This window comes from Streptomyces sp. CB01249, from assembly GCF_001905735.1.
GTDB lineage: Bacteria > Actinomycetota > Actinomycetes > Streptomycetales > Streptomycetaceae > Streptomyces.
The window spans coordinates 27,969-53,507 of record NZ_LISW01000005.1; the positions used below are offsets into that span (position 1 = coordinate 27,969).

Genomic DNA, 25,539 nt, shown 5'->3' on the forward strand with positions numbered 1-25,539 from the left:
ACGCCGCGCCCTACCCGACCCCGATCCGCCGGACACGCCCTAGCCCGCACAGCAACATGATTCGCCGACCGCCGTCTTCCGCCTGGTGTAGAGCATCTTCCTCTGCCTCTCGTCGGGTGGCCCTGATCGGGCCCGCGACGTCATGATGACCCAGCCATTTCGCCACCGCGACCACATTTACGACGTACCCGTTCAGCGGGCGCCGAAGAGTTCCAGCAGGTCGTCCTTGCCGAACATGCGTGCGGTGTCGACCGCAGAGGGGGTTCCGGCGGCCGGATCGGCGCCCGCGTCGAGGAGGGCGCGGATCACCGCCTCCTCGCCCTTGAAGACGGCTCCGGCGAGGGGGGTCTGGCCCCGGTCGTTGGCCCGGCCCGGGTCGGCGCCGCGGGCGGCGAGGGCGGTGACCGCGGCGGCGTGGCCGTGGTAGGCGGCGAGCATCAGCAGCGAGTCGCCCCGGTCGTTGGTGAGGTTGGCGGGCACTCCGGCGTCCACGTAGGCGGCGAGGGCGTCGGCGTCGCCGGCGCGTGCCAGGTCGAACACCTTGGAGGCCAGCTCCACGACCTCGGGATCGGGGACGTCGCTCATCGGGGTACCGCCTTCCTTGACCGTCCGGGCCGCCGTCGGCGGCCGGCCCGTGCACGGCGGGGGCCGTGCGAGTGAACCGACAGGGTACTGCCCGGGCGGGTTCATGATCAGGCCCGGGCTTCCCCTCCGCCGATCGGGTGGATAATCACCCTTTTCACCCGATTACGCCTTTTATCTTACGGATACTTGGGGTGAGCCTGGAAGGACTCATGGTGACCGTCCCCTCCAACCAGGAGAACACTCATGATCCTTTCCATGTCCGGCGTCGTCATCCTCGGCATCATCGTCTTCCTGTTCTTCAGGAAGGACGGCCTCAAGGCGTCGCACGCCCTCGTCACCGCCCTGTTCGGCTTCTACCTGGCCGGGACCGCCATCGCACCGAGCATCACCGCGGGCGGAGCGAGCCTGGCCGGACTCCTGGGCGGGATCAAGTTCTGACCCTCCGCCTCCGCACCGACCCCTTCAGGAGACAGACGTGGCCAGGCGACCACTCCCCCGCATTCTGAGCAGCGGCAGCGCTTCGATCACTCGCAGTCGAGAGTTCGCGCGCACGGCCGCCGACAGCGCCACCGATGTGCTCCATCCGCTGATCACGCTGACGCGCGGTCTGCGGCTGCTGGCCGGCGCAGGACGGCAGAAGTGGGCCGCGACGCCCAAGGACCGGCGTGGCCCCACGCTGTTCCTCGTCGCGGCCTGCGTACTCGTGGTCGCGCTCATCCCGTACGGGCCGGTGCTGGCCCTCGTCACGGTGATGGGCGCAGCCGCATGGATGGGGCGCGACCGCACTCCCGTCAGGACCGGCCCCGACGAGGCGGAGACCGCCCGTCTGCGGTCCCTGTACGAAGCCCTCGTGCCGTATTTCTCGACGGCCGAGGACCCCGAGCCGCTGTTCAGCCACGGCGGCGAGTGGGACAAGGTCTTCAGCGGTTACGCGTTCGACGGCGACGGCCGCGTCTCGCGCCTCCAGGTCGCGTATCCCGCGTACTTCACCGACAGCGAGCCCGAGTCCCGGGCCCGGATCGAACAGCTGCTGCACGCCAAGTCGGGCCGGGGCCGGGAGTACCGGTTCAGCTGGGACGAGGAGGGCAACCGGCTGGTGATGAGCGTCCTGGACGCCCTGCCGACCTCGCTCACCGCCCAGCGCTTCGTCACCGCCCCCGGCGAGACCGTCCTCGGCTTCACGGACGAGGACGCCGTGCCGCGCACCCTCCCGGTGAGCGACAACGCCGGCACCCGGGACGCGCCCGGCGTCGTCTGGCGCACCGGCCCCCGCTCCACCGAACCGCACCTGCTCGTCGCCGGGCAGCCCGGCAGCGGCACCACCACCCTGCTGCGGTCCATCGCCCTCCAGGCGCTCCAGCAGGGCGACATCCTCGTCGTGGAGGGCAGCGGCACCGGCGAATACGCCTGCTTCACCGGGCGCGAAGGCGTCCTGGCCGTCGAGTGCGGGCCCGCCGGCGCGCTCTCCACGCTGGAGTGGGCGGCCAACGAGACGGAGCGCCGGCTGATCGAGGCGAACCGCGCCCGGCAGGCCGGGGACCCGGTCCCCGAGGAGCTGACGCGGCCGCTCTGGATCCTGCTGGACCGGCCGAGCGCGCTCGCCCGCCCGTCCGGCGACGGCACGCCCGACGCGCAGGAACTGCTCCAGATCCCGCTGCGGCACGGCCGGGCCGCCCATGTCGTCGTGGTCCTCGCCGAGGCGTTCGACCACCTCGACGGCCTCGGCGAGACCGTCCGCACGCACACCAGGGCCCGGGTGGTGCTCGGCGAGTGCACCGCCGCGCAGGTCGAGTCGGTGCTCGGCACCGGACCGCACACCACCCCGCCGCCGGACGCCCCGGCCGGCCGCGGCTACGCCCGGTTCGGCGCCGGTCCTGTGCTGCGCATCCAGGTCCCGGCCACGCCCGACCCGTACGACGACGCCACGAGCGAGGCGCAGCGCGCGGCGGTGCTGAGCCTGCTGCCGGAGCGGCGCACGGCGGTCGAGGCGGGGGCGCCGGAACCGGCACCGGCCGAGGCCGTGGAGACGCCGGTCGCGCTGGAGTCCGTGACCGTCGGCGACTGAACGCGTGACGGCGACGGAGGAGGGCCCGGCAGCGTGCCGGGCCCTCCTCCGTTCACGCCACGAACGTGCGCGGTGCCTCCACGCCCGCCCCGCCGCCCGCGCCGACGAGCCGGGCCGCCTGGGCGAGACGCTGGGCCGCCTCGTCCGCGACCGGGCCGCCGACCGTGAACGGCAGCCGTACGTAGCCCTCGAAGGCGCCGTCGACCCCGAACCGAGGGCCGGACGGCACCCGCACCCCGACGCCTTCCCCGGCGACCGCGAGCCGGGAGCCGGAGAGGCCGCCGGTGCGCACCCAGAGCGTGAGCCCGCCGGCGGGCACGGAGAACTCCCACTCCGGCAGCTCCCGGCGCACGGCCGCGACGAGCGCGTCCCGGTTCTCCCGGGCCTGTTCCCGGCGCAGCCGCACGGCCTCCTGCCAGCCGCCGGTGCGCATCAGCCAGTTCACCGCGAGCTGTTCGAGGACGGGGGTGCCCATGTCGGCGTACGCGCGGGCGGCGACCAGGCTGCGGATCACGTCGGGCGCGGCCCGTACCCAGCCGATCCGCATGCCCGCCCAGAACGCCTTGCTGGCCGAGCCCACGGTCAGGACCGTGCTGCCCGCCGGGTCGAACGCGCAGACCGGGCGCGGCATCGCCACGTCCTCGTCGAGGTGCAGCTCCCGCATCGTCTCGTCCACGACGAGCACCGTGCCGGCCGAGCGGGCGGCGTCCACGAGTGCCCGGCGGCGCTCCTCGTCGGCCAGCGCCCCGGTCGGGTTGTGGAAGTCGGCGACGACGTAGCCGAGCCGGGGCGCCGCGTCGCGCAGGACCTGGCGCCACCGGTTCAGGTCCCAGCCGCCGAGCCCCTCCTCCATCGCGACGGGGACCAGTCGGGCGCCCGCCTCGCGCATCAGCTGGAGGATGTTGGCGTAGCTCGGGGACTCCACCGCGATGCGTTCGCCGCGTCCGGCGAAGAGGTGGCAGATGGCGTCGATGGCGCCCATCGCGCCGGTGGTGACCATGATCTGCTCGGGCATGGTCGGGATGCCGTCGGCGGTGTAGCGGTCGGCGATCATCTGGCGCAGGGCGGGCAGCCCGGCGGGGTAGTCGCCGTGGGTGTGGGCGTACGGGGGCAGCTCCTCCAGGGCGCCCTGGACGGCCCGGGTCAGCCAGGGCTCGGGTGCCGGCAGCGAGGCGCAGCCCAGGTCGATCATGGAGCCCAGGGCCTCGGGCGGCAGGGGTTCCAGGCCGCGGGCGGGCAGTGGGTTGCCCGCCGGGACCGCCGTCCAGCTGCCCGCGCCACGCCGGGACTCCAGGAAGCCCTCGGCCCGCAGCGCCTCGTAGGCGGCGGCGACGGTGGTGCGGCTGACGGCGAGGGCGAGGGCGAGCTCGCGTTCGGCGGGGAGGCGGGCGGCGACCGCGACCCGGCCCTCCAGGACGAGCAGCCGGATGCCGTCGGCGAGGGCGCGGTAGGCGGGCGGGCGGCGGCTGCCGGGTCCGGCCGGCCGCTGCTGCTGGGCCTGGAGCTGCCGGGCCAGCTGGGCCGCGCCGACCGCCGAAGTCCACTGCGCCATGAGAATCAGTCCACCTTCCTCGGATTGGCCATGGTTGGCGGCCAATCCCCTGCCACAGAGTGACACGGAGCGGTCCAACACCACCACACCAGGGGGCACTCCTTGTCCAACACCCTCGTCCCGCAGGGGGCGCACCTCACCCGTCGGCTGGTCCAGCTGTACGCGGGGCTCGCGCTGTACGGGGCGAGCTCGGCCCTCCTGGTCGTCGCCGGTCTCGGCCTGGAGCCGTGGGGCGTGCTGCACCAGGGCCTCGCCGAGCGCACCGGGATCAGCATCGGGGTGGTCTCGATCATCATCGGGGCGATCGTGCTGCTGCTGTGGATCCCGCTGCGGCAGCGGCCGGGTCTGGGCACGGTGTCCAACGTGTTCGCCGTGGGGATCGCGATGGACGGCACGCTCGCCCTGGTCCCCGAGGTGCACGGCCTGGTGGCACGGGCCGGGGTGATGGCGGCGGGGATCGTGCTGAACGGTGTGGCGACGGGGCTGTACATCAGCGCCCGGTTCGGCCCCGGCCCCCGGGACGGCCTGATGACCGGGCTGCACCGGCGGACCGGCCGGTCGATCCGGCTGGTCCGCACCGCGATCGAGATCGCCGTCGTGGTCACCGGATTCCTGCTCGGCGGGTCCCTCGGCGTCGGCACGGTCCTGTACGCCCTGGCCATCGGCCCGCTCGCCCAGGTCTTCCTGCGGGTCTTCGCGATCCCCGGGGAAAGCGCCCCCTCGGCCGGGACGTCCGCGCCCCGGCGGTCCATACTGCGGCGGTGACCTCCGAACGCCACCCCTATCTGGACCACCCCGTGCCGCTCGCGTTCGCCCACCGGGGCGGGGCCGCGGACGGCATCGAGAACACGGCCGCCGCCTTCCGCCGGGCCGCCGACGCCGGGTACCGCTACTTCGAGACCGATGTGCACGCGTCGGCGGACGGCCGACTCGTCGCCTTCCACGACGCCACGCTGGACCGGGTGACGGACGCCCGGGGCCGCCTGGCGGAGCTGCCGTGGAGCGAGATAGGCCGGGCCCGGGTCGCCGGGCGCGAGCCGCTGCCGCTGTTCGAGGAGCTGCTGGAGACCTTCCCCGAGGCCCGGTGGAACGTGGACGTGAAGGCGGAGGCCGCCCTCCTGCCGCTCCTGGAGCTGATCCGCGCGGCGGACGCCTGGGACCGGGTGTGCGTCGGCTCGTTCTCCGAGGCCCGGGTGGCCAGGGCGCACCGGCTGGGCGGCCCGCGCCTGGCCACCTCGTACGGCGTGCGCGGGGTGCTCGGCCTGCGGCTGCGCTCGTACGGCATCCCGGCCGCGCTGCGCGCCGGAGCGGTGTGCGCGCAGGTGCCGGAGAGCCAGAACGGCATCCGGGTGGTCGACCGCCGCTTCGTGCGCGAGGCCCATGCGCGCGGGCTCCAGGTGCATGTGTGGACGGTGAACGAACCGGAGCGGATGGCCGCTCTCCTGGACCTGGGGGTGGATGGCATCATGACCGATCACATCGAGACGCTGCGCACGGTGCTGAGCGAGCGGGGGGCCTGGGCCTGACCCGCCGCCGCCCGGGTGGGTGTCTTCACGGGGAGATTTCCAGGGGGCGCCATGACGGCCGACACCGCAGACACCACCGGGCCGGCCGAGGGCGCGACCGGCCCGGACGCGCGGCGCCGGGAACAGCGCGGCTGGTACTTCTACGACTTCGCCTGCTCCGTCTACTCCACGAGCGTCGTCACGGTCTTCCTCGGCCCGTATCTGACCTCGGTCGCCAAGTCCGCCGCGGACCCGGACGGCTTCGTCCACCCGCTCGGCATCCCGGTGCGCGCCGGATCGCTGTTCGCGTACGCGGTGTCGGCCTCGCTCGTCCTGGCGATCGTCCTGATGCCCGTGGTGGGCGCGGCGGCCGACCGTACGGGCCGCAAGAAGCCGCTCCTCGCGGTGACGGCCTACACCGGGGCCGCGGCGACGACCGCCATGTTCTTCCTGGACGGGGACCGCTATCTGCTCGGCGCCTTCCTGCTCATCGTGGCGAACGCCGCGACGGCGGTGGCGATGATGGTCTACAACTCCTACCTGCCGCAGATCGCGGAGCCGGAGGAGCGCGACGACGTCTCCTCGCGGGGGTGGGCGTTCGGCTACACCTCCGGGGCGCTCGTCCTCGTACTGAATCTGATCCTGTACTCGGGCCACGACTCCTTCGGCCTCTCCGAGTCCCAGGCGGTGCGGATCTGCCTGGCGTCGGCGGGCCTGTGGTGGGGCGTCTTCACCGTCATCCCGCTGCGCCGGCTGCGCGACCGGCGGGTGGCGCCGGGCGGCCGGGGCGCGGCGACGGGCTCGGGCTGGCGGCAGCTGCGGGCCACGCTGGCGGACATGCGGCGCCATCCGCTGACCCTGTCCTTCCTGCTCGCCTACCTGGTCTACAACGACGGCGTGCAGACCGTGATCTCGCAGGCGTCGGTGTACGGCTCCGAGGAGCTGGGCCTCGGCCAGTCGACGCTGATCACGGCGGTGCTGCTGGTGCAGGTGCTCGCGGTGGCCGGGGCACTGGCGATGGGCCGGATGGCCCGGGTGTACGGCGCGAAGCGCACGATCCTGGGTTCGCTGGTGGTGTGGACGCTGATCCTGGTCGCCGGATACTTCCTGCCCGCCGGGTCGCCCGTCTTCTTCTACGTGCTGGCGGCGGCGATCGGCCTGGTGCTGGGCGGCAGCCAGGCACTGTCCCGGTCGCTGTTCTCGCATCTGGTGCCGCGCGGCAAGGAGGCCGAGTACTTCTCGGCGTACGAGATGAGCGACCGCGGCCTGAGCTGGCTGGGGCCCCTGGTCTTCGGTCTCGCCTACCAGCTGACCGGCAGCTACCGGGACGCGATCATCTCGCTGGTGGTCTTCTTCGTCGTGGGTTCGGTACTGCTCGCGCGGGTCCCGCTCAGGCAGGCGGTGGCGGCGGCGGGAAACCCCGTGCCGGAGCGGATTTAGACGTTGAAGTAAAAGGCCGGTAGTGTACGCCTTTGGCCTGCCCCGGGTGACCGTTACGGCGAGTGGAACTTCGCGAACCGTTGGGTGACAACTTCCGTCAAAGGTGACAAACCGGGTATGGGCGGGTACTTGAACCCTGGGAAACCTGAAAATCAGCGGTTCGACGGGCGACGCATGACCGGCAACGGGAATCTTTGCCGCCGACCGGACGTTGACCGATTGACGACGACAGCGACACCTGTCCTGTGGGCGACAAGCCCGGGAGGCACGATTCATGAGTGAGCGAGCTCTCCGCGGCACGCGACTCGTGGTTACCAGCTACGAGACGGACCGCGGCATCGATCTGGCCCCGCGCCAGGCGGTGGAGTACGCATGCCAGAACGGACATCGATTCGAGATGCCGTTCTCGGTAGAGGCCGAAATTCCGCCGGAGTGGGAGTGCAAGGCGTGTGGCGCCCAGGCACTCCTGGTGGACGGGGATGGCCCCGAGGAGAAGAAGGGCAAGCCCGCGCGTACGCACTGGGACATGCTCATGGAGCGGCGCACGCGCGAGGAGCTGGAGGAGGTGCTGGCCGAACGGCTGGCCGTCCTGCGCTCCGGGGCGATGAACATTGCTGTGCACCCTCGGGACAGCAGGAAGTCTGCTTGACCGAGCAAAAACCGCGGGCCCCGACACAGAATCTGTGTCGGGGCCCGCGGTTTTTGTCACGGCGTGAGCGGCGGGCGGGGGTCGTCGTTCGGGCCCGGGTGGTCGCGGGGCGGTTCGTCGCGGATGACCTCGCCCTGGACCACCTTGCCGTCCGGGCGGTGGATGCGGGCCTGCTGGAAGGCGTCCGAGAAGCCACCGGGAGCGGCCCTCCGCATGCGGCGGTCCAGCGAGCGTTCCGCGTAACGGCTGAGCGCCGTGCGCACCGGCGGGATCAGGAGCAGCAGCCCGGCCACGTCCGAGATCAGGCCGGGGATCATGATCAGCAGCCCGCCGAGCATCAGGAAGCCGTTGCCCCGGCCGCTCTCGGGGTCGACGGGCGAGGAGCCGTCCGCGCCCGGCTGCCCCGGCATCCGCTGAAGCGTCTCCGTGAGGTTGCGGAAGGCCCGGCGGCCCGCGCCCTTGATCACCGCGGCGCCGAGCACGATCCCGGCGGCCAGCAGGATCACGACGGTCAGCCCGCCCGCGACATCGGCCACCAGGATCAGCAGCCAGATCTCCAGCACCGCCCAGGCGGCGACGGCGAGAGGTACGAAGGTCCGGGCGCGCGAGCGCCTGCGGGCGGTCGGGGGCGGTGTGCCGGTCGTCATGCCCCCAGTGTGCCTGGCCGCGCGTCCGTACGCCGTAAGGGGGTGAGGGCGGACCTCAGGGGGTACGGCGGCCGAGCACCTTGTTCGTCCGGCTGGTGACGCCCCAGGCGGTCACCCGCCACAGCGCCTCGACCAGGATGTCCTTGCTCATCTTGGAGTCGCCGACCTCGCGGTCCACGAAGGTGATCGGCACCTCCACTACGTGGAAACCGGCCTCGATCGCGCGGCGGGCCAGATCGACCTGGAAGCAGTAGCCCTGCGAGGCGACCGCGTCCAGACCGATGCCCTTCAGGGTCTCGGTGCGGAAGGCGCGGTAGCCGCCGGTGACGTCCCGGGTCCGCAGGCCCAGCATCAGCCGCGAGTACGTGCTGCCGCCGCGCGAGATGAACTCGCGGGACTTGGGCCAGTTCACCACCCGGCCGCCGGGCACCCAGCGGGAGCCGAGGACCAGGTCCGCGCCCTTGAGCGCGGTGAGCAGCCGGGGCAGCTCCTCGGGCTGGTGGGAGCCGTCGGCGTCCATCTCGACCAGGACGCCGTAGTCGTGGTCCATGCCCCAGCGGAAGCCGGCGAGGTAGGCCGCGCCGAGCCCTTCCTTGCCCTTGCGGTGCAGGACGTGGACGTGGTCGTCGTCCGCGGCCAGCTCGTCGGCCAGCTTGCCCGTGCCGTCGGGGCTGTTGTCGTCGGCGACGAGAATGTGGGCCTCCGGCACGGCGGCGCGCACCCGGCTCACGATCGGCTTGATGTTCTCGGCCTCGTTGTAGGTCGGGATGATCACCAAGACACTGCCGAGCGGACCGAATTGCCGCTGACCGCCGTCGTTCACTTACTGCCCCTCACGTCCGTACGCAGGTGCACACCATATCGAGCGCGGCGGGGCGGGACGCCGACCCGGTCGGGGTGGCGCGGGAGCCGCGGCGGACAGAAGAGCGGAATCGGGGACAGAAGTGCGGATCGGGGCCCGGAGTCCTTCGGGCCGACCTGGGACCCGCTGGCTGCGGGTCGACCTAGAGCCGTTGTCTACTGAACGTCCGGGCCCCACCCGGGTCGCACCCTCCGTCCGGCTGAAACCTTCCCTCGCCCCCGAGGCGCGGGCGCTGAACCTGGCTGTCAGTGGCGGTGCGCCGGTGCGGCACACCACCCCGTGACCCAGCGGCGTTCGACGACTGCGTGGAGGTTTTACCGGTCGGACGTCCTGTGGTGGACTCGGCCGAACCTACCGGCCGATGGCCGCATTCTGTCAATACTTGCCTGACCTGCGTCGATTACCGAAATTGCCTGGTCAGTCCCGAAGATCCCCAGGTGGCGGAAGAGCGGACCGGCCTTCGATCGGCGGACCGGAATGTCCGCACGTCACTCGTTCGGCCTTACGTAGACAGTTTGTCCGAGGACCACGGTGCGCAGGCAGACCGGCAGGTCGGCACCGGGGCTGAGGTCGGGCAGTCCCGGCGTCCCGGACCGGGGGTCGGTCGACCAGCGCGCCACCCGGTCGTCGGGCGCCTGGACCACCAGCTGGTCGGTGCGCCACACCGCGTAGTCGGCCGGGGCGCCGGGCACCAGGGTCCCCGCGTCGTCCCGCCCCAGGGCCCGCCAGCCGCCCCGGGTGTGCGCGGTGAAGGCGGCCCGGACCGAGACGCGGTGCTCCAGCGTCCGGTGGAAGGCGGCGGCCCGTACGGTCCCCCATGGGTCCAGCGGGGTCACCGGGCTGTCCGAGCCGAAGGCGAGCGGCACACCGGCCCGCAGCAGCGCCGCGTACGGGTTGAGGGTGGCGGCCCGGCCGACGCCGAGGCGCTGGGCGTACATGCCCTCCTCGCCGCCCCACGCGGCGTCGAAGGCGGGCTGGACGGAGGCGGTGAGGCCCAGCTCCGCGAAGGCCGCGACGGTCTCCGGGGTGAGCATCTCCGCGTGCTCGACGCGGTGCCGGGCGGCCCGCACCCGGGCCAGGCCCACCTTCTCGGCGGCGGCCCTGACGCCCTGGACGACCGACGAGAGCGCCGCGTCCCCGATGGCGTGGAAGCCCGCCTGGAGCCCCGCCTCGGTGCAGGCGGCGACGTGGGCGGCGATCCGGGCGGCGTCCAGGTGGGCGGTGCCGGTGTGCGGGGCGTCGGCGTACGGCTCGTGCAGGCAGGCGGTGTGGGAGCCGAGCGAGCCGTCCACGAAGAGGTCGCCGGCCGCGCCGACGGCGCCGAGCTCGCGGATCCGCCGGGCGTCCTTCTCGTCGGCCACCTCCTGGGCCCAGTAGCCGAAGACCCGGGGCCCGGGCTGCTCGGCGGCCACCTTCAGCAGCCCGGTGAAGTCGTCCTCGTCGGAGATGTCGGGGCCGCCGCACTCGTGGAGCGAGCCGATGCCGAGGGAGGCGGCGTGGCGCAGCGCGGCACGCTGCGCCTCGGCGCGCTGGGCGGGCGTGACGGCGTCGTGGGCGGCCGCGCGCACGGCGTGGTGGGCGGCGGCGGTCAGCGGTCCCTCGGGGTCGTATCCGGGCATCGTGGTGACGCCGGGGACGAGGTCGAGCAGGGCGGTGCTGACGACCGCGGAGTGCACGTCGACCCGGGGCAGGTAGACGGGCCGGCCGGCCGCCGCCTCGTCCAGCTCGGCGCGGGAGGGCGGCCGCTGCTCGGGCCAGCGGGTGGCGTCCCAGCCGTGTCCGAGGACGACCCGGTCGGCGGGGTGGGCGGTGACGTGGGCGCGGACGCGGGCGAGGGCGTCGCCGAGGGTGCGGGCGCCGGAGAGGTCGAGCCCGGTGAGGGCGAGACCGGTCGAGGTGGTGTGGACGTGGGCGTCGGTGAACGCGGGGGTGACCAGGGCCCCTTCGAGGTCGATCACCTCGTCGACGCCGCTCGCGAAGGCGTCGGCGGCGCCTTCGGAGCCCACCCAGGCGACATGGCCCCGTTCGACCACCATGGCGGTGGCGAAGGGGTCGGCGGGGCTGTGGACGTCTCCACCGCGCAGCAGCACGGTGCGGTGTTCGCTCTGGGGGGCGGTGCTCTCGGTCATGAGCACCAGTCTCCCGCCTGCCGGGACCGCCCCCGTGCGCGCCCCCCTGGAGGGGGTGTCTGATGGGTCCCCGCGGCGTCGCGTCGCCTGGCACGCGCGCTCGCCGCGTTGCCGAAAAGCCCTAGTAGCTCCGCTACGAGGACTTCCCGGCGCCTTGCGATCGCACGCACCAGACGCCGCTCCTTCCTCCACGGGGACCCATCAGACACCCCCTAGATCTGCGGCGGGCGTGCCTCGTACGGGGTGGACAGGACGACCGTGGTGCGGGTGGAGACGCCGGCGAGCGAGCGGATGCGGGTGAGCAGGTTCTCCAGCTCCAGCGGGGTCGCCACGCGGACCTTGAGGATGTAGTTCTCGTCGCCGGCGACGCTGTGGCACGCCTCCAGCTCCGGGACGCCGGCGAGCCGTTCGGCGATGTCGTCCGGGGCGCTGGGGTCGAACGGCTTGACGGAGATGAACGCGGTCAGCGGCAGGCCGACCGCCTCCGGGTCCACGACCGCGGCGTAGCCGCGGATCACCCCGCGCTGCTCCAGCCTGCGGACGCGCTGATGAACCGCCGAGGTGGACAGGCCGGTGGCCTTGCCCAGGTCGGTGTAGCTCATCCGCCCGTCCTTGACGAGCAACTCCACGATGTGACGGTCCAGCTCCTCCATATGGATCAATCTATGGCCATGAGTCGTTCCCGGCACAGCTGCCCAGCCCTTGGGACGGCACCTGCGCCGGGCATGTGACCAACGCCACAGGTTTACGCGACAGTAGGGGGACACGGAACGGTTACGGCCGATCGGTGGCGGGAAGTGCTTGCTGTGGCCGAGGCCACAGCGTCATGCCGGCCCATCCGAGGGGGGATTTCCCATGCCACACCTGAAGCTCACCGGACGTACCGAACCGGAGCCCGTTGATCCGTTCGAGGACTCCGCTCCCGACGCGTACGACACCTTCGAGATGTACCGGGTCGTGTGCCCGGACTGCGCGCAGCCCATCGCGCTCCTGGCGGACGAGGACGTGCTCCCGGAGCACGCGCTGTGCCCGTCCCCGTGGAACCCGTTCGTGCTCACCGTGTGCCCCGGTACGGGCCGTGCCGCCGGGGACCCGCCGGCCGAGGCGGACGGGGTGCAGGAGCAGGAGACGGCGCTGCTGCTGACGCTCCCGCAGGGGCTGGACTGGCGGACGCAGCCCTTCTCGCACGCCGGCGGTGCCGGTTCCCGCCCGATCCGGGTGGCCGCTCCGCTCCGGCGCGAGGCCGCCTGAGCCTTCCTTCCCGAACGCGCGGCCGGGGTGCGGGAGCAACCCGGCAGCCGGGGGGAACCGGGTGAACATTCGCCCGAATCGAACAGCCAGTGACCCCGCCGCACCCCACGGCGTTGCCCCGGTATGACCCCGCTGCATTCCACGGCCGGCCCCGGGCGCCGCCGTCTCGCCGCTCCGCCCTCCGAAGAATCGGTTCCGCAGTCCGGTTCCGTACCGGCGTCCCGGTCCGAACCGCCCCGGTCCGCGCCGCGCGCGGTGCCCCATTCGAGCGATCCGCCGATCTACCGGGCGCTGCTGCGGCACTGGGAGAGCACGGGCCGGACCCTGCCAGGCCGTCATGACCAGGACTGGAACCGGATCATGACGACGCCCGTGTGGTCCGAGCGGCCGCTGCGGGTCAGCGGGACTCAGGGCCCGCGAGGTGGCGCGCGATGACCATCCGCTGAATCTGGTTGGTGCCCTCCACGATCTGGAGCACCTTGGCCTCGCGCATGAGGCGTTCGACGGGGAAGTCCTGCGTGTAGCCGTAGCCGCCGAGCACCTGGACGGCGTCGATGGTCACCTGCATCGCGGCGTCCGTGCAGAAGAGCTTGGCCATGGCGGCCTGGCGCGAGAAGGGGCGGCCCGCGTCCCTCAGCCGGGCGGCCTCCAGATAGAGCGCGCGGCCGGCCTCGATGCGGGTCGCCATGTCGGCGAGCATGAAGCGCAGGCCCTGGAAGTCCGCGATGGGGCGGCCGAACTGCTTGCGGCCGGTGGCGTAGTCGAGGGCCGCGCCCAGTGCGGCCTGGGCGACGCCGATGGCGCAGGCGGCGATGCCGAGGCGGCCGGAGTCGAGGGCGGACAGGGCGATCGCGAAGCCCTGGCCCTCCTCGCCGATCCGGCGGGCGTCGGGGATGCGGACGCCGTCGAAGTGGAGCTGGGCGGTGGGCGAGCCCTTCATGCCCATCTTCTTCTCGGGGACGGCCGCGCTCAGCCCGGCGGCGTCACCGGGGACGAGGAAGGCGGTGATGCCCCGGGCGCCCTCGGCGCCGGTGCGGGCCAGCACGGTGTAGAAGTCGGCGATGCCGCCGTGCGTGATCCAGGCCTTGGTGCCGGTGATCACCCAGTCGTCGCCGTCCCGTACGGCCTTGGTGCGCAGCGAGGCGGCGTCGGAGCCGGAGGCCGGTTCGGAGAGGCAGTAGGCGCCGAGCAGGCCGCCGGAGAGCATCGACGGGAGGTGTTCGGCGCGCTGCTCCTTGGTGCCGTAGCCGGCGAGTCCGTGGCAGGCGAGGGAGTGGACGCTGACGCCGAGGCCGACGGTGAGCCGGGCGGCGCTGAGCTCTTCGAGGACCTGGAGGTAGACCTCGTACGGCTGGTCGCCGCCGCCGTGTTCGGAGTCGTAGGGCAGGCCGAGCAGGCCTGACTCGGAGAGCAGGGTGAAGACCTCGCGGGGGAAGCGGCCCGCTTCCTCCTCCTCGGCCGCCCCCGGGACGATCTCCCGCTGGGCGATGTCCCGTACGAGGTCGATCAGCTGGCTGGATTCCTCGGTGGGCAGACGGCGTTCGACCCACTGCGGGGCACGGTCGGACATGACGGCGCTCTCCTCCCTGTCGGGCGTTGCGGCGGTCGCACGCGCGGGGTGTGAGCGGCGCCGCCGGGGGGGGATCTCCGGGCGATGCCCGAAATCACTGCTGCCCAGCCGATGTTGCCCTCCCGGATTACGAGAGGCGCAGGCAGGCGGCTGTGGCGGGACGAGTATGCCCGATCGGATGGCATCCGTCACCGGTTGACCGAACATATGGATGACCGGGTGTCCGGAACCCGGCTCCGGACACCCGGAGATCATCGATATTGGTCCGAACCATTGACCCAACTGGTCTAGTCCATCTACCGTTCCCGGCGAACCGGCTTTCCGCGTTCATGCCAAATCTGAGCGCCGGAAGCCGGTAGTCCATTGGCACGTCCCCTCCCCCACGAGGAGCAACCATGACCGGACTGCATCGCCCGGGAGCCCGTCTGCGGGCCCTCGCCGCTGCCGCGTGTACCGCCGCTCTGGGCGCAGCCCTGCTCGGCGTCGCCGGCACCGGTTCCGCCGGCGCGGCCCCCGCCGCGCCCCGGGCCGCCGCACCGGCAGCAGCACCCGCCGCCCCCACAGCGGCCGGTGACAAGGTGGTCGGATACTTCACCGAATGGGGTGTCTACGACCGCAATTACCACGTCAAGAACATCGAGACCTCGGGCTCGGCCGACAAGCTCACGCACATCAACTACGCCTTCGGCAACGTCCAGGGTGGCAAGTGCACGGTCGGTGACTCGTACGCGGACTACGAGAAGGCGTACACCGCCGACCAGTCCGTCGACGGCGTCGCGGACACCTGGGACCAGGAGCTGCGGGGCAACTTCAACCAGCTGCGCAAGCTGAAGAAGCTGCACCCCAACCTGAAGGTGCTCTGGTCCTTCGGCGGCTGGACCTGGTCCGGCGGCTTCGGTGAGGCCGCGCAGAACCCGGCCGCGTTCGCCGATTCCTGCTACAGCCTGGTCGAGGACCCGCGGTGGGCCGATGTGTTCGACGGCATCGACATCGACTGGGAGTACCCCAACGACTGCGGCCTGACCTGTGACACGAGTGGCCGGGAGGCCTACGGCAACCTGCTGTCGGCGCTGCGTACGAAGTTCGGCGGCGACAACCTGGTCACCTCGGCGATCAGCGCGGACGGTTCGGAGGGCGGCAAGCTGGACGCCGCCGACTACGGCGGCGCGGCGCAGTACGTCGACTGGTACAACCCGATGACGTACGACTTCTTCGGTGCCTGGGACGCGAAGGGCCCGACCGCCCCGCACTCCCCGCTGACCTCCTACGAGGGCATCCCGAAGGACGGCTTCAACAGCGAGGCAGCCATCGAGAAGCTGAAGGCGCAGGGCGTCCCGGCCTCGAAGCTGCTCCTCGGCATCGGCTTCTACGGGCGCGGCTGGACCGGCGTCACGCAGGACGAGCCGGGCGGAACGGCGACCGGCGCGGCCGCGGGCACGTACGAGGCGGGCATCGAGGACTACAAGGTCCTCAAGAACACCTGCCCCGCCACGGGCACCGTCGCGGGCACGGCGTACGCGCACTGCGGCAGCAACTGGTGGAGCTACGACACCCCGGAGACCATCGGCACCAAGATGGCGTACAAGAACCAGCAGGGCCTGGGCGGCACCTTCTTCTGGGAGCTGAGCGGTGACACCACCGACGGCGAGCTGATCAAGGCGATCGACTGACCCGGTAGCGCGGTGAACGTCGGGGGCGGGGAGCCGGTCGGGCTCCCCGCCCCCGACGCGTATGCGCTAGAGCAGGCCGAGCTGTGTGACGAGCATGGCGACCACGACCACGAGGGTCCAGCCCACGATGTGCTCCAGCAGCTGGGGGCCGTCGTCGGGGCCGCCGGTGCGGGCGCGGCGGCGGGCGGCGGTGAGGGTGGCGGCAGTCGCGCTCATGGCATCTCGTTCGGTCGGCCGGCAGAAGGTGTACCCAGCACCCGGCCGGGACCCGACCACAGTGCCAGCCCGGCGGGTCCGGGGGTAGAGACGTCCGTCACTCCCCCGGGCGCCCGGCCCCGGCACCGCCCCCACGACGTGCGCAAACCGTACGCGGGGGCGGTGCCGGGTGTGCCGGAGACCACACCGCGCGGTCAGCGCACCTCGTACGCCCTGATCATGGTCTGGCTCACCCGCGCCCCCTGCTTGTCCGTGAGCGTGACCTTCAGGTGGACGAACGTTCCGGCGGGCGCGTCGCCCGGAAGGCGAGCCTGCCGGCCGCTACCGGTGGACGTGACGCGGGCCTCGTGCCAGCCGGTGACCGCGTCGACGGTGGACTCGGTGCCGTACGCGTACTCCAGGCTCACCTTCCGCAGCGTGGCGGGCCGCGCCGAGTCGTCGGTGACGGCGCCGAGGCCGATCGTGGTCGACTCCCCCGCAGGGCGGGAGTTGCGCAGGTCGGACGGTACGTCGAGGACGGGGACGAGCAGGTGCTGGGCGCCTTGGTCCGAAGCGTCGGTGGTGAAGACCCACTCGGTGGCGTAGGCGAGGCCGGTGCGGTCCATGGCACCGGCGCGGCGCTGCCACTGCTGGCGGAACGTCACTTCGGCCTTCTCCTGCGGAAGGTCGAAGGTGCCGGAGACCAGGTTCTGCGGCTCGCCGTCGAGCAGCAGTTGCCGGGTGCCGTTGTCCGTCGACCCGAGGGTGGAGTCGTGCCCGCCCGCGTCGCCGAACGGGGCGATCGTGAAGCCCAGGCGGCTGCTCTCGCGGTTCATCAGGGGCTGGGCGTAGGTGTTGCGGACCGGCCCGTAGGGCGACTTGTACCACTGGGACGTCGTACGGCCCTTGTCCAGTTCGCGCGGCCCGTCGTACGAGGTGCTGCCGTACGGGCCGAGGTCCCGGCGCATCAGCGTGGTCCACGTCAGCCCGTCGCGGCCTGCCGGGGTGAAGTACTCGGTGCGCTGCTGGGGCGCGTGCAGCGGCAGGGTGGTGCCACCCGCCCAGACTGCTGGGATGCCCGGCAGGCCGACCTTGACGTCCGACCAGTACGTCGCGTCGTCCGGGCCCTGGACGTGGTAGCGGGCGTCGGTGGCCGCGAGGTCGCGGTCCCGGACGCGCCGGGTGCCGGTGACGATCGAACCGTGCGACGTGGAGGCCAGGTTGTACACGTACGGGCTGCGGTCGGTCGCGGTGCCGGACCAGGACAGACGGACGTCGCCCTTGTCCAGTGCGGCCTTGATCGCCCGTGAGTCGGCCGCCGTGATGGTGGCCTGCGGGATGCCCTCGGGACCGGTGATCTGGAACCGCCCCTCGCTCTCCGGGACGGCCGCCAGCACGCCCGTAGCGCCGGCCTTCCTCGCGGCGGTGTCCCAGGTGAAGGCGTTGCCGCCGCCGGTGCCCGCGTCCACGAGGGCGATGCGGCCCGTGAGGTCGTGGGCGGCGAAGTTCGCGTCGGTGCCCTTGCCGATGTACGTCACCGGCGCGGAGCCCTTGCCGTCGAACTCGGTCCCCTTCTGCACCGGGAGCGAGTCCAGGACCCGGCCTCCGGTGACGGTCAGCACGGCGCGCGGCGCGGTCTGCCGGGCGGCGGCGAGGAACGTCAGCCGGTCGTCGCCGTGCACCGGCTGGGCGTAGATCCCCTTGACGTACGACGGGACGGTGGTGAGGTATCCGGCCTGGAGGCGGCGGGAGTCGTCCAGGCCGATCGCGAGGCCGAGGGCGAACCCGGCGCTCTGGCTGGGGCGTTCGGTGTCCCAGGAGACGCGGCGCGCGTCGCGGGCGTCGAGCGTGACCTCGGTGTCGCCGGAGACCGTCAGCTTCTCGCGGTAGAGCTGGCTGACCGAGTCGACGCTGCCGATGCCGCCGGGCTCGTCGCGGGTCATGACGAGGCCGCTCAGCGCGTACGTGCCGAGGGGCACCCGGATCGTGGTGCTGCCGGGCTCGGGGTAGCCGAGGGTGTAGCGCTTCGCCGTGTCGCGGTGGTCGTCGAACAGCTGGAAGGCGGACGGGGACGACGCCGGGTCGCCGTGCCGGTCGAGGCCCTTGACGGTGAGGTCGGCGGACGGGACCTCCATGTGCACACCGAACGGCACGGTGACGCGGACCCCGTGCGACCCGGTCGCGACGAGGCGGCCGGTGACCGTGCCGTACGCCCCGGCGCTCAGCCGGGCGCCCGGGTCGATGCGGACCGGCACCTCGGCGGTCCCCCGCGCCGGGACGGTGACCGTGGTGCGGGCGGGACGCGCGAAGCCGGAGAGGCGGCTGCCGTCGTCGCCCCGGACGTCCTCGACGCGCAGGCCGAGCCGGACGTCCTTGCCGGTGAGGTTGGTGAGGGTGACCGTGCGGTCCACCGGGGCGAGGTTCCGCTGCGGGTACGCGAAGTCGCCCAGGAGCGGCACGGGCGGGGCGGTGACCGGCTGGGACACCGCGCGGGCCACGTCCATCGGGCCCGCGCCCTGCTCCAGGACCGCCGCGTCGGTGGACCGCGCGGACGAGGTGAGCAGGGCCTTGAGCCCGGCCGGGGTCAGCTCGGGGTGCTGCTGGAGGAGCAGGGCGGCGCCGCCCGCGACGTGCGGGGTCGCCATCGAGGTGCCGGACATCTCCTGGTACGCCTGGGCGCCCCGGCCACCGGAGTTGGCAGCGACGACGCCGACGCCCTGGGACGCGATGTCGGGCTTGGCGCTCACACCGTCGACGGAGGGGCCCCGGCTGGAGAAGGAGGCGGTGGCGTTCTCGCGGTCGACCGCGCCGACGGTGAGGGCGCTGGGCGCGCAGCCGGGGGTGGAGACGGTGCCGCGCAGCGAGGCGTTGCCGGCGGCTATGACGAACAGGGCCTGGTCGCTGAGGCGTTCCACCGCGTCGACGCCGGGTCCGGCGCAGGCGGTGTCGCCGTCGGAGCCGAGCGACATGGAGACGACGCGGGCGCCCTGGCCGACCGCCCATTCCATGCCGTTGACGATGCCGCTGATCGAGCCGGAGCCGTCGTCGTCCAGCACCTTGCCGATGAGCAGGTCCGCCTTGGGGGCCATGCCCGCGTACGTGCCGTGGGAGGCGGCGCCGGTGCCGGCCACGGTGGACGCGGTGTGGGTGCCGTGGCCGGTGCGGTCGTCGGTGGCCGGGGTGGAGACGAAGGTCGCGCTTCCGGCGACGCGCCCGGCGAGGTCGGGGTGGCCCGCGTCGACCCCGGTGTCCAGGACGGCGACCTTGACGCCGGAGCCGTCGAGCCCGGCCCGGTGCGCGGTCGTGGCGCCGGTGAGGGGCACGGTCGGGGTGCCTGGGGCGCTGACGGCGGTGCCCCGGATCTTGGCGTCGAGCCAGACCTTGCTGACGGCGCCGGTGTTGGTGGTCCGGGCGGCGGGGTGCCCGGCTGCGGGCTGCCCGTCGCTCGGGGTGCTCGGCGCGAGCTGCTGCCAGGCCTCGGCGGCCGACTTCTTGCTGACGGCCAGTCCGGCGCCGCCGATGGACTCCAGGGTCGCGGTGGTCCGGGTGCCCGGGACGGCGGCGGCGCGCAGGCCCCGGGCCGCGCCGCCCGCGTACTCCACGACGACGGGCAGGGTGTCCGTGTGCGCGTCGTCGTAGCCGTCGGCGACGAGGCGCCCGATGTCGAAGAGCGCGGCGTCCACGAGCCCGGCGTCCACCAGGCGCTCGACGCCCTGCGGGAACACATAGGTCCGCCTGCCGTCCTGCCAGGTCGCGGCGGCGTGGTCGGTGCCGTCGGTGCCGCGCAGGGCCGCCGAGAGGACCCGGCCGGTGCCGTCCACCTGGGCCTCGACCACGTCGCCGGTGATCAGGGTGACGGTGACCGCGCGGCCGGGGCCGTCGGTGAGCGGCCGGGTGGCGTCCGCCGGGGTGCCGGCGGAGGCGGCGGGGGCGGCCGCCGCGAGCAGGGCGGCGGTGGCGAGCCCTGCGGCTGTCCGGCGCCATGGCCTCGTACGTCTCATCGTTGGTCTCCAGGAGGGAAGGGGTCCGGCGACCTCGGAGGGAGGGGCCCGGTGAGCAGCAGCGTGGCCAACACCGGCGCGCCGTGGGGCCCTTGGGGCTGGCGAGTGGCTGCCATGGCGTAATCCCGACACCTGCGCGGAGCCGGTCGCCGCCACCGTGCGGGGGGTCCGTTGCCAGGCCGAGCCGCAGGTGGCGACACTTGAGCCATGTCGTCCCGTCCAGAAGTGCCACCGTCCCCGCGGGCAGAGCCGTCCCCCGGCCCGCCCGCCTCCGTGCGCTCCTCCCTGATCCGGTTGCAGGAGGACCTGCGCCGGGCCGATGACTCACTGGTGCGGCTGCTGGGGGCGTGGCGGCCCGACGGCCTTGAGGTGCCGGGGCAGTTCGTGGAGTTCTGGGAGGGGCGCGAGGCCCAGGCCCGTCGGCTGTACGAGCTGGAGTACGGGGCCCGGACGTCCCTGATGGGATTTCAGTCGGGGGCCAACACGGTCGCCCCCGTCCCGTCCACGCTGGCGGACCCGGAGGGCGTGAGCGCGGCGGAGGGCGAGGCGGAGGGGGCGCAGGAGGCGGAGGCGGAGCCGCCGTGGCGCAAGGACGGCAATCCCCACGCCGCGTACCGCGTGGTCGTGGACCGGGCCTTCCTCACCGAACCGGCGGCGCTGCGGGCGCTGGACGAGCGGCTGGCGGCCGGTCATCAGGTGCGGGTGGTGGACCAGCCCCTGATCAAGCTCCTCATAGCCGACGAGGAGACCGCCATGGTGCAGTTGGAGGCGGGCAGGTCGATGGTCCTCGGGCCGCCCCTCGTACGGCTGGCGGTCGAGTTGTTCGAGTCGGTGTGGCAGCGCTCGCGCCCCTATCTGCGGGAGGACGGCGACCTGGATCCGACCGACCGCAGGCTGCTCCAGCTGATGCTGTCCGGCCTCACGGACGCGGCGACGGCCCACCAGCTCGGCACGTCGCCCCGTACGGTCCAGCGCAGGCTGCGCGCCCTGATGGACGCGGCCTCGGTCTCCTCGCGGGTCCAGCTCGGCTGGTACGCGATGCGCAACAACTGGGTGTGAGCGGGACGTTGCCCGGGGCGCCGCACGCGCCCCGGGCGGCGGTCGTCACATTCGGGCGGTGTAGTACTCCAGCGTCCGGCCGTGCAGGCGCTTCACCGGGTCGGTGAAGCGGTCCGCCATGGTGTTCTGCTGGAGGTAGTTGGTCACCACCCAGGTCAGGTCCTTCCCGTCGACGGTCCCGTCGTGGTTGATGTCGGCGGAACGCCTCGCGGTCCCCCGGGCGTCGTACACGGCGGCGGCGTCACGTACGTCGATGACGTCGTCCCCGTTGACGTCACCCGCGACCAGGGACGCCACGGACGAACCGCTCGTTCCGGCCACGGCCCCGTAGCCCGTGAGGCCGAGATCGATGTCCTCGGTCCAGGTGAAGTGGCCGGGTACCCGGACCTCCAGGCGGTACGGCTTCTCGGCGGGCGCGAGATCCCCGGCCGAGACCCGGGCCGCCGCGTCGGCGTCCAGGGTGCGCCGGGTACCGTCCGGCGCGGTCAGCTCGGTCCGGATGCCGTCGAGGCGGTAGTCGCGCTCGGTGTCGTACGCGTAGTCCTTGGTCAGCAGCGCCTCGGCGGCGGGCCGGGCGGTGAAGGAGGACTGCGCGTTCAGCATCCTGACGCCGCCGTAGAACTGGATGTTCAGCGGCACCTTGGTGCCGGTGGTGTCCATGGCGCTGGTGGTGCCCGTGGTGAGCCCCGCCGTCGCCGTCCAGTGCTCGCCCGTCACCTCGTACGACACCTTGAGCAGCGGCATCGAGTCGTCGGTGAGCCCTTCCGGGTCCGAGACGTCGAAGTTGACGGTGGTGTACGAGGACGCCCCGGCCGACACCTCGGTGGTGGTGATCTTCGACGGGCCGTGGGCGGCCAGTTCGGCGGTCGGCTCGATGCCGGTGATCCGGATGTTGCGGTCGTCGTAGCGGATCTGGGAGGTGAAGGACTTCCAGTTCTTCAGGTGGTGGGCCGTCAGGGTGTACGTGACCCGGTCGCCGTCGCGCGCGGCCACCTGGTCGGCGTCGGCGACGACGTACGGCATGCCTTCCTTCATCAGGTTGATGACGCGTACGTCCCCGATGTTCCCCGCGGCGTCCGCGGGCCACAGCTTGATGTAGGCGGTCGGCGGTCCGGCAGAGATCGGAATGCGGAGGTCGACGTTGCCCTCGGCGTCGGCGTTGACGTGGCCGGTGGGCGAGTTGGGGCTGTAGTTGGAGTAGTACAGCGCGTTGTCGTCCTGGCCGATGTCGAGCCCGGCGGCGTGGATCGCGTCGGCCTCCGTGTCGCGAAGCCGCCCCCTCAGCTCGAACGATGTGGCGTCCGCCGGGCGTTCGACAACCACGGGGTGCGAGGTGTCCCAGGCGCCGTACGCGTCGTCGTAGGCGGGGGCGTGGGAGTCCACGTAGATGTCACGCAGCACGGAGTCGGTGGAGCCGAAGGCGTCGGTGCCCACGATGCGCAGCTTGTAGTGGCCGTCCGCGATCCAGCGGCCCCGGGGGTCGAAGGGAGTGGCCGCGCGCCCGGTCACCGGGTGGTACCAGGCGCCGACCGTCGCGGGACCGTAGAGGACGCCCTCGGTCAGACCGGTCGTGTTGATCCCGCCGATGTAGCCGAGGTCCCTGCCCCGTGTGTCGGCGAGGAGCACGTCGACGCTCGTCAGCTGCCCGGCCATGCGCAGGTTGAACGTGGCGGCACCGCCGCCGACGGACCCGGCGTCGGAGAACTGGTTGGTCGAGAGGACCGGCTTCGTCATGTCGACCTCGGCGAAGCCGGACTCGGCGACACGCAGCCCGAACGGCATGCGCAGGGTGTGAAGTCCCTTCCCCTGTACGGGGGTCAGGGTGACGAAGCCCTCGTAGTACCCGGCCGGGGCGTCGGCCGGAACGCGCAGCGTGGTGCGGACGGGCGTACTGCCGTGCGGCTTGCCGGTCACCTGGCTGTCGGCGGACAGGGTGATACCGGCGGCGCGGGCGTCCCCGGAGGCCCCGTTGCCCCGGGTGAACGCGACGCCGACCTCGTAACGCCCCTTGGAACCGCTGTCGTTGACCAAGTCGAGCCGCTTCTCGACCCGGGTGGAGCGGCCGACCGGGAGCACCCCGAGGTCGAGGGCGCCGGTGCGGTGGTCCAGCTCGGACCGGGTGCCGTCCAGGGAGACGTACGGGGTCTTCGCGGCCACCTGGAGGGAGGTCCCGGTGTGCACGGCGGCGTACGGGTCGACCGCGCCGGCGCCCGCGTCGAAGACGCTCACCTTGCCGGGCATCGGGCGGGCGGTGTTCATCAGGGCCGCCTTGACCCCGTCCGGCGTGAGCCGGTGGTCGTGCTGGAGCAGCAGCGCGGCGGCCCCGGCGACGTACGGCGAGGCCATGGAGGTGCCGCTGAGGCGGGCGTACGCGGCGGAGTAGTCGCCCGTCTCCGGCGCGACGGTGTCCGCCGGGACGGAGGAGAGCACGCTGACGCCGGGCGCGGTGACCTCGGGCTTGATGGCGCCGGTGCCGTACGCCGGGCCGCGCGAGCTGAAGTCCGCGAGCGCTCCGCTGCCGAGCACGAAGGTGCCGCCCTCGGTGAACGTGAGGCGGGCGGTGGCGTCGGCGGTCCCGGCGGCCAGCGCGGCGCCCTCGGCGGCAGTGAGCGAGAAGGCCGGGGCGTAGGCGGGGCTCTCGCCGATGTAGTTCGGGATGTGCCCCTCGTCCGCGTTGTCGTTGACGAGGAGGACGGCGACGGCGCCCATGGTGGCGGCGCGGCGCACCTTCTCGTCCAGGGTGATCCCGCCGCGCTTCACGAGCACGGCCGCGCCCTTGACGTCCTTGCCGCTGTACCCGGCCGCGGTGCCGGTGCCGACATCGGCGACCGGGTAGGTGCCCGAGGTCAGGCCGGGGAGCGCGTCGCCGAACGGGCGGGCGAGCAGCCGCCCCGTGGCGGTGGTGGTGCCCGCGGCGATGCGGTACTCCGGCAGCGTCATCGGTTCGTCGTGCGCGCCCACGGTGAGCGGCAGCGCGGCGGCGCCCGGGGTGCCCAGGGTGTTGCCGCCCGGGCCGCTGTTGCCGGCGGCGATGACGGTGGTGATCCCGGCGAGCACGAGGTTGTCGGCGGCTATCGCCTGCGGGCTCATCGGGTCGTTGACCGCCGCGCCGAGCGACATGTTGACGACGTCCATGCCGTCGTCGGCCGCCCGGTCCATCGCGGCCATGATGTCGCTCGTACGCCCGCTGCCGTACGGGCCGAGCACCCGGTACGCGTACACGGAGGCGCCGGGCGCCACGCCGTGCGCGGCGCGCTCCTGCGAGGAGTCGCCCCGGCCCGCGACGATCCCGGCGACGTGCGTGCCGTGCTCGGTGTAGTACGTGGAGCCCTGGTTGGTCTCGGCCTGGCCGGACGCCTTCCAGTCCGCGTACGTGGTCTCCATCGGGTCGGCGTCGTCGTCCACGAAGTCGTAGCCGCCCTTGTAGGCGGCCTTGAGGTCCGGGTGGTGGTAGTCGATGCCGGTGTCGATGATGCCGACCTTGACGCTCTTGCCGGTGATGCCCTCGGCGTGCAGCCGGGCCACCCCGTCGTCGTCCTGCGCGGTGCCGGGAGCCCCTCCCCCGCCGCCGTCGACGGGGGAAGGGCGGTCGAGGGCCTTGACCGTGGTGTCCGGCCAGACGGCGGTGACCTCGTCGTTGTCGAGGAGTTCGGCGACGCGGTCGCCGGGGATCCGGAGGCTGACCCCGTCGAAGCTGTGGGTGTAGGTGCGCCCGGGCTTCGGTGCGGCGGCCGCCTTGGCGCCGCCCTTCGCGAACATGCCGTCAAGCCCGGTGCGGAAGCGCTGGTGCGCCTTGGTCACGGCGTCCCGGGCGGCGGACTCGCTGACCGTGCGGCCCTCCGCCGCGGCGAGCAGGCGGGCGGTCCTGGCGGGCGGGGTCTTCAGCTGGACGATGACGTCGACGGGCTTGCTGCTGCGCAGCGCAGCCTTGTCGGTGATGTGCAGGCCGCCCAGGTCCAGGGCGGCCATGCGGTGCAGGGCTCCCCGCTCCTGGTCGTCCAGCGAGGCGAGCAGCGCACCGGCGTCCGGCGTACCGGACGGGGAGGGTGCGGCGAAGGCGGCGGGGGCGGTGGCCGCGAGGGTGGCGAGCACGGTTGCCGCCGCGGCCAGGGCCAGGTGTCTGCGCCCCAGGGCTTGCGTCATGATGCGTGGGCTCCGCTCTGGCAGGGGACGGACGGGGTCCCCCTCGCCTCATGAGCTGCGGGGGACGGCATCGCGATCGTCGGCGCGTGGGCCTCCGGTGGGAACGGGATACCGGTGGCGAGATTCCGCCTGTCGTCAAGTCGCCATCGGGGACGGGCCGGTTCGGGATGTGGCGACAACACGTCGTGTCATGCATCCGCCACGCACGTGTGCTGC

At 72.9% G+C, this 25,539-nt stretch carries 19 protein-coding genes; 9 read left to right on the plus strand and 10 right to left on the minus strand.

What is annotated here, in order from left to right; all coding sequences use genetic code 11:
• Nucleotides 1–192: 192 nt before the first annotated feature.
• On the minus strand, nucleotides 193–585 hold the full coding sequence (locus tag AMK18_RS22780) for an ankyrin repeat domain-containing protein (RefSeq protein ID WP_073864259.1): 393 nt from the start codon (nucleotides 583–585) through the stop codon (nucleotides 193–195).
• 243 nt (nucleotides 586–828) lie between these two features.
• Between AMK18_RS22780 and AMK18_RS22785 the strand changes: the two genes are divergently transcribed.
• Both AMK18_RS22785 and AMK18_RS22790 read left to right on the plus strand, forming a co-directional pair.
• Entirely contained in the window at nucleotides 829–1,023 is a 195-nt protein-coding gene (locus tag AMK18_RS22785; RefSeq protein WP_018103962.1) for a hypothetical protein, read from the plus strand.
• A gap of 37 nt (nucleotides 1,024–1,060) precedes the next feature.
• Complete coding sequence (locus AMK18_RS22790) at nucleotides 1,061–2,650, plus strand: hypothetical protein (protein WP_073864260.1); 1,590 nt, start codon at nucleotides 1,061–1,063, stop codon at nucleotides 2,648–2,650.
• A gap of 52 nt (nucleotides 2,651–2,702) precedes the next feature.
• Here the strand turns inward: AMK18_RS22790 and AMK18_RS22795 are convergent, their stop codons facing one another.
• Nucleotides 2,703–4,202 (minus strand): SCO1417 family MocR-like transcription factor, encoded by a 1,500-nt coding sequence (locus tag AMK18_RS22795; RefSeq protein ID WP_073864262.1) that lies wholly within the window; start codon nucleotides 4,200–4,202, stop codon nucleotides 2,703–2,705.
• A gap of 102 nt (nucleotides 4,203–4,304) precedes the next feature.
• Here AMK18_RS22795 and yczE point away from each other — a divergent pair, with 102 nt between their 5' ends.
• The 4 genes from yczE (at nucleotide 4,305) to AMK18_RS22815 (ending at nucleotide 7,796) form a co-directional block, all read left to right on the plus strand.
• Nucleotides 4,305–4,967 carry a membrane protein YczE gene (yczE, locus tag AMK18_RS22800; protein ID WP_073864264.1) on the plus strand — a complete coding sequence of 221 codons (663 nt, stop codon included), beginning with the start codon at nucleotides 4,305–4,307 and terminating at the stop codon, nucleotides 4,965–4,967.
• The gene (locus AMK18_RS22805) at nucleotides 4,964–5,728 is read left to right on the plus strand and encodes a glycerophosphodiester phosphodiesterase (protein WP_073864265.1); all 765 of its coding nucleotides are present in this window, start codon (nucleotides 4,964–4,966) and stop codon (nucleotides 5,726–5,728) included. Before yczE ends, AMK18_RS22805 begins: the two co-directional genes overlap by 4 nt.
• A 51-nt stretch (nucleotides 5,729–5,779) precedes the next feature.
• Entirely contained in the window at nucleotides 5,780–7,147 is a 1,368-nt protein-coding gene (locus tag AMK18_RS22810; protein WP_073864266.1) for an MFS transporter, read from the plus strand.
• Between the two features lie 274 nt (nucleotides 7,148–7,421).
• The gene (locus AMK18_RS22815) at nucleotides 7,422–7,796 is read left to right on the plus strand and encodes an RNA polymerase-binding protein RbpA (RefSeq protein WP_003959706.1); all 375 of its coding nucleotides are present in this window, start codon (nucleotides 7,422–7,424) and stop codon (nucleotides 7,794–7,796) included.
• Between the two features lie 56 nt (nucleotides 7,797–7,852).
• On the opposite strand, the gene fxsA is transcribed toward AMK18_RS22815, so the two are convergent.
• The 4 genes from fxsA to AMK18_RS22835 all read right to left on the minus strand — a co-directional run bounded on the left by fxsA (nucleotide 7,853) and on the right by AMK18_RS22835 (nucleotide 12,087).
• Nucleotides 7,853–8,443, minus strand: a complete 591-nt coding sequence (gene fxsA / locus AMK18_RS22820; RefSeq protein ID WP_018103956.1) for an FxsA family membrane protein — start codon at nucleotides 8,441–8,443, stop codon at nucleotides 7,853–7,855.
• Between the two features lie 55 nt (nucleotides 8,444–8,498).
• Nucleotides 8,499–9,266, minus strand: a complete 768-nt coding sequence (locus tag AMK18_RS22825; protein WP_018103955.1) for a polyprenol monophosphomannose synthase — start codon at nucleotides 9,264–9,266, stop codon at nucleotides 8,499–8,501.
• 527 nt (nucleotides 9,267–9,793) lie between these two features.
• Nucleotides 9,794–11,434 carry an amidohydrolase gene (locus AMK18_RS22830; protein WP_018103954.1) on the minus strand — a complete coding sequence of 547 codons (1,641 nt, stop codon included), beginning with the start codon at nucleotides 11,432–11,434 and terminating at the stop codon, nucleotides 9,794–9,796.
• A gap of 212 nt (nucleotides 11,435–11,646) precedes the next feature.
• On the minus strand, nucleotides 11,647–12,087 hold the full coding sequence (locus AMK18_RS22835; RefSeq protein ID WP_018103953.1) for an Lrp/AsnC family transcriptional regulator: 441 nt from the start codon (nucleotides 12,085–12,087) through the stop codon (nucleotides 11,647–11,649).
• Between the two features lie 202 nt (nucleotides 12,088–12,289).
• Between AMK18_RS22835 and AMK18_RS22840 the strand changes: the two genes are divergently transcribed.
• The gene (locus AMK18_RS22840; RefSeq protein WP_018103952.1) at nucleotides 12,290–12,685 is read left to right on the plus strand and encodes a hypothetical protein; all 396 of its coding nucleotides are present in this window, start codon (nucleotides 12,290–12,292) and stop codon (nucleotides 12,683–12,685) included.
• Between the two features lie 397 nt (nucleotides 12,686–13,082).
• Here the strand turns inward: AMK18_RS22840 and AMK18_RS22850 are convergent, their stop codons facing one another.
• The gene (locus tag AMK18_RS22850; protein WP_018103951.1) at nucleotides 13,083–14,255 is read right to left on the minus strand and encodes an acyl-CoA dehydrogenase family protein; all 1,173 of its coding nucleotides are present in this window, start codon (nucleotides 14,253–14,255) and stop codon (nucleotides 13,083–13,085) included.
• A gap of 395 nt (nucleotides 14,256–14,650) precedes the next feature.
• On the opposite strand from AMK18_RS22850, the gene AMK18_RS22855 reads away from it, so the two are divergent.
• Nucleotides 14,651–15,925, plus strand: a complete 1,275-nt coding sequence (locus AMK18_RS22855) for a glycoside hydrolase family 18 protein (RefSeq protein ID WP_018103950.1) — start codon at nucleotides 14,651–14,653, stop codon at nucleotides 15,923–15,925.
• Nucleotides 15,926–15,991: 66 nt separating this feature from the next.
• Here the strand turns inward: AMK18_RS22855 and AMK18_RS34510 are convergent, their stop codons facing one another.
• The gene (locus tag AMK18_RS34510; RefSeq protein ID WP_018103949.1) at nucleotides 15,992–16,141 is read right to left on the minus strand and encodes an SCO1431 family membrane protein; all 150 of its coding nucleotides are present in this window, start codon (nucleotides 16,139–16,141) and stop codon (nucleotides 15,992–15,994) included.
• A 194-nt stretch (nucleotides 16,142–16,335) separates the two neighbouring features.
• The gene (locus AMK18_RS22860) at nucleotides 16,336–20,121 is read right to left on the minus strand and encodes a S8 family serine peptidase (protein ID WP_073864270.1); all 3,786 of its coding nucleotides are present in this window, start codon (nucleotides 20,119–20,121) and stop codon (nucleotides 16,336–16,338) included.
• Nucleotides 20,122–20,328: 207 nt separating this feature from the next.
• On the opposite strand from AMK18_RS22860, the gene AMK18_RS35525 reads away from it, so the two are divergent.
• Complete coding sequence (locus AMK18_RS35525; protein ID WP_274535305.1) at nucleotides 20,329–21,180, plus strand: helix-turn-helix transcriptional regulator; 852 nt, start codon at nucleotides 20,329–20,331, stop codon at nucleotides 21,178–21,180.
• A gap of 45 nt (nucleotides 21,181–21,225) precedes the next feature.
• Here the strand turns inward: AMK18_RS35525 and AMK18_RS35700 are convergent, their stop codons facing one another.
• Entirely contained in the window at nucleotides 21,226–25,323 is a 4,098-nt protein-coding gene (locus tag AMK18_RS35700; RefSeq protein WP_073864274.1) for a S8 family serine peptidase, read from the minus strand.
• Between the last annotated feature and the right edge of the window lie 216 nt (nucleotides 25,324–25,539).

Bases quoted from the DNA above. Each gene is read 5' to 3' on its own strand.
- AMK18_RS22780 (WP_073864259.1), bottom strand. From the start codon at position 585: ATGAGCGACGTCCCCGATCCCGAGGTCGTGGAGCTGGCCTCCAAGGTG.
- AMK18_RS22785 (WP_018103962.1), top strand. From the start codon at position 829: ATGATCCTTTCCATGTCCGGCGTCGTCATCCTCGGCATCATCGTCTTC.
- AMK18_RS22795 (WP_073864262.1), bottom strand. From the start codon at position 4,202: ATGGCGCAGTGGACTTCGGCGGTCGGCGCGGCCCAGCTGGCCCGGCAG.
- AMK18_RS22810 (WP_073864266.1), top strand. From the start codon at position 5,780: ATGACGGCCGACACCGCAGACACCACCGGGCCGGCCGAGGGCGCGACC.
- AMK18_RS22815 (WP_003959706.1), top strand. From the start codon at position 7,422: ATGAGTGAGCGAGCTCTCCGCGGCACGCGACTCGTGGTTACCAGCTAC.
- fxsA (WP_018103956.1), bottom strand. From the start codon at position 8,443: ATGACGACCGGCACACCGCCCCCGACCGCCCGCAGGCGCTCGCGCGCC.
- AMK18_RS22830 (WP_018103954.1), bottom strand. From the start codon at position 11,434: ATGACCGAGAGCACCGCCCCCCAGAGCGAACACCGCACCGTGCTGCTG.
- AMK18_RS22835 (WP_018103953.1), bottom strand. From the start codon at position 12,087: ATGGAGGAGCTGGACCGTCACATCGTGGAGTTGCTCGTCAAGGACGGG.
- AMK18_RS22840 (WP_018103952.1), top strand. From the start codon at position 12,290: ATGCCACACCTGAAGCTCACCGGACGTACCGAACCGGAGCCCGTTGAT.
- AMK18_RS22850 (WP_018103951.1), bottom strand. From the start codon at position 14,255: ATGTCCGACCGTGCCCCGCAGTGGGTCGAACGCCGTCTGCCCACCGAG.
- AMK18_RS22855 (WP_018103950.1), top strand. From the start codon at position 14,651: ATGACCGGACTGCATCGCCCGGGAGCCCGTCTGCGGGCCCTCGCCGCT.
- AMK18_RS34510 (WP_018103949.1), bottom strand. From the start codon at position 16,141: ATGAGCGCGACTGCCGCCACCCTCACCGCCGCCCGCCGCCGCGCCCGC.
- AMK18_RS22860 (WP_073864270.1), bottom strand. From the start codon at position 20,121: ATGAGACGTACGAGGCCATGGCGCCGGACAGCCGCAGGGCTCGCCACC.
- AMK18_RS35525 (WP_274535305.1), top strand. From the start codon at position 20,329: ATGTCGTCCCGTCCAGAAGTGCCACCGTCCCCGCGGGCAGAGCCGTCC.
- AMK18_RS35700 (WP_073864274.1), bottom strand. From the start codon at position 25,323: ATGACGCAAGCCCTGGGGCGCAGACACCTGGCCCTGGCCGCGGCGGCA.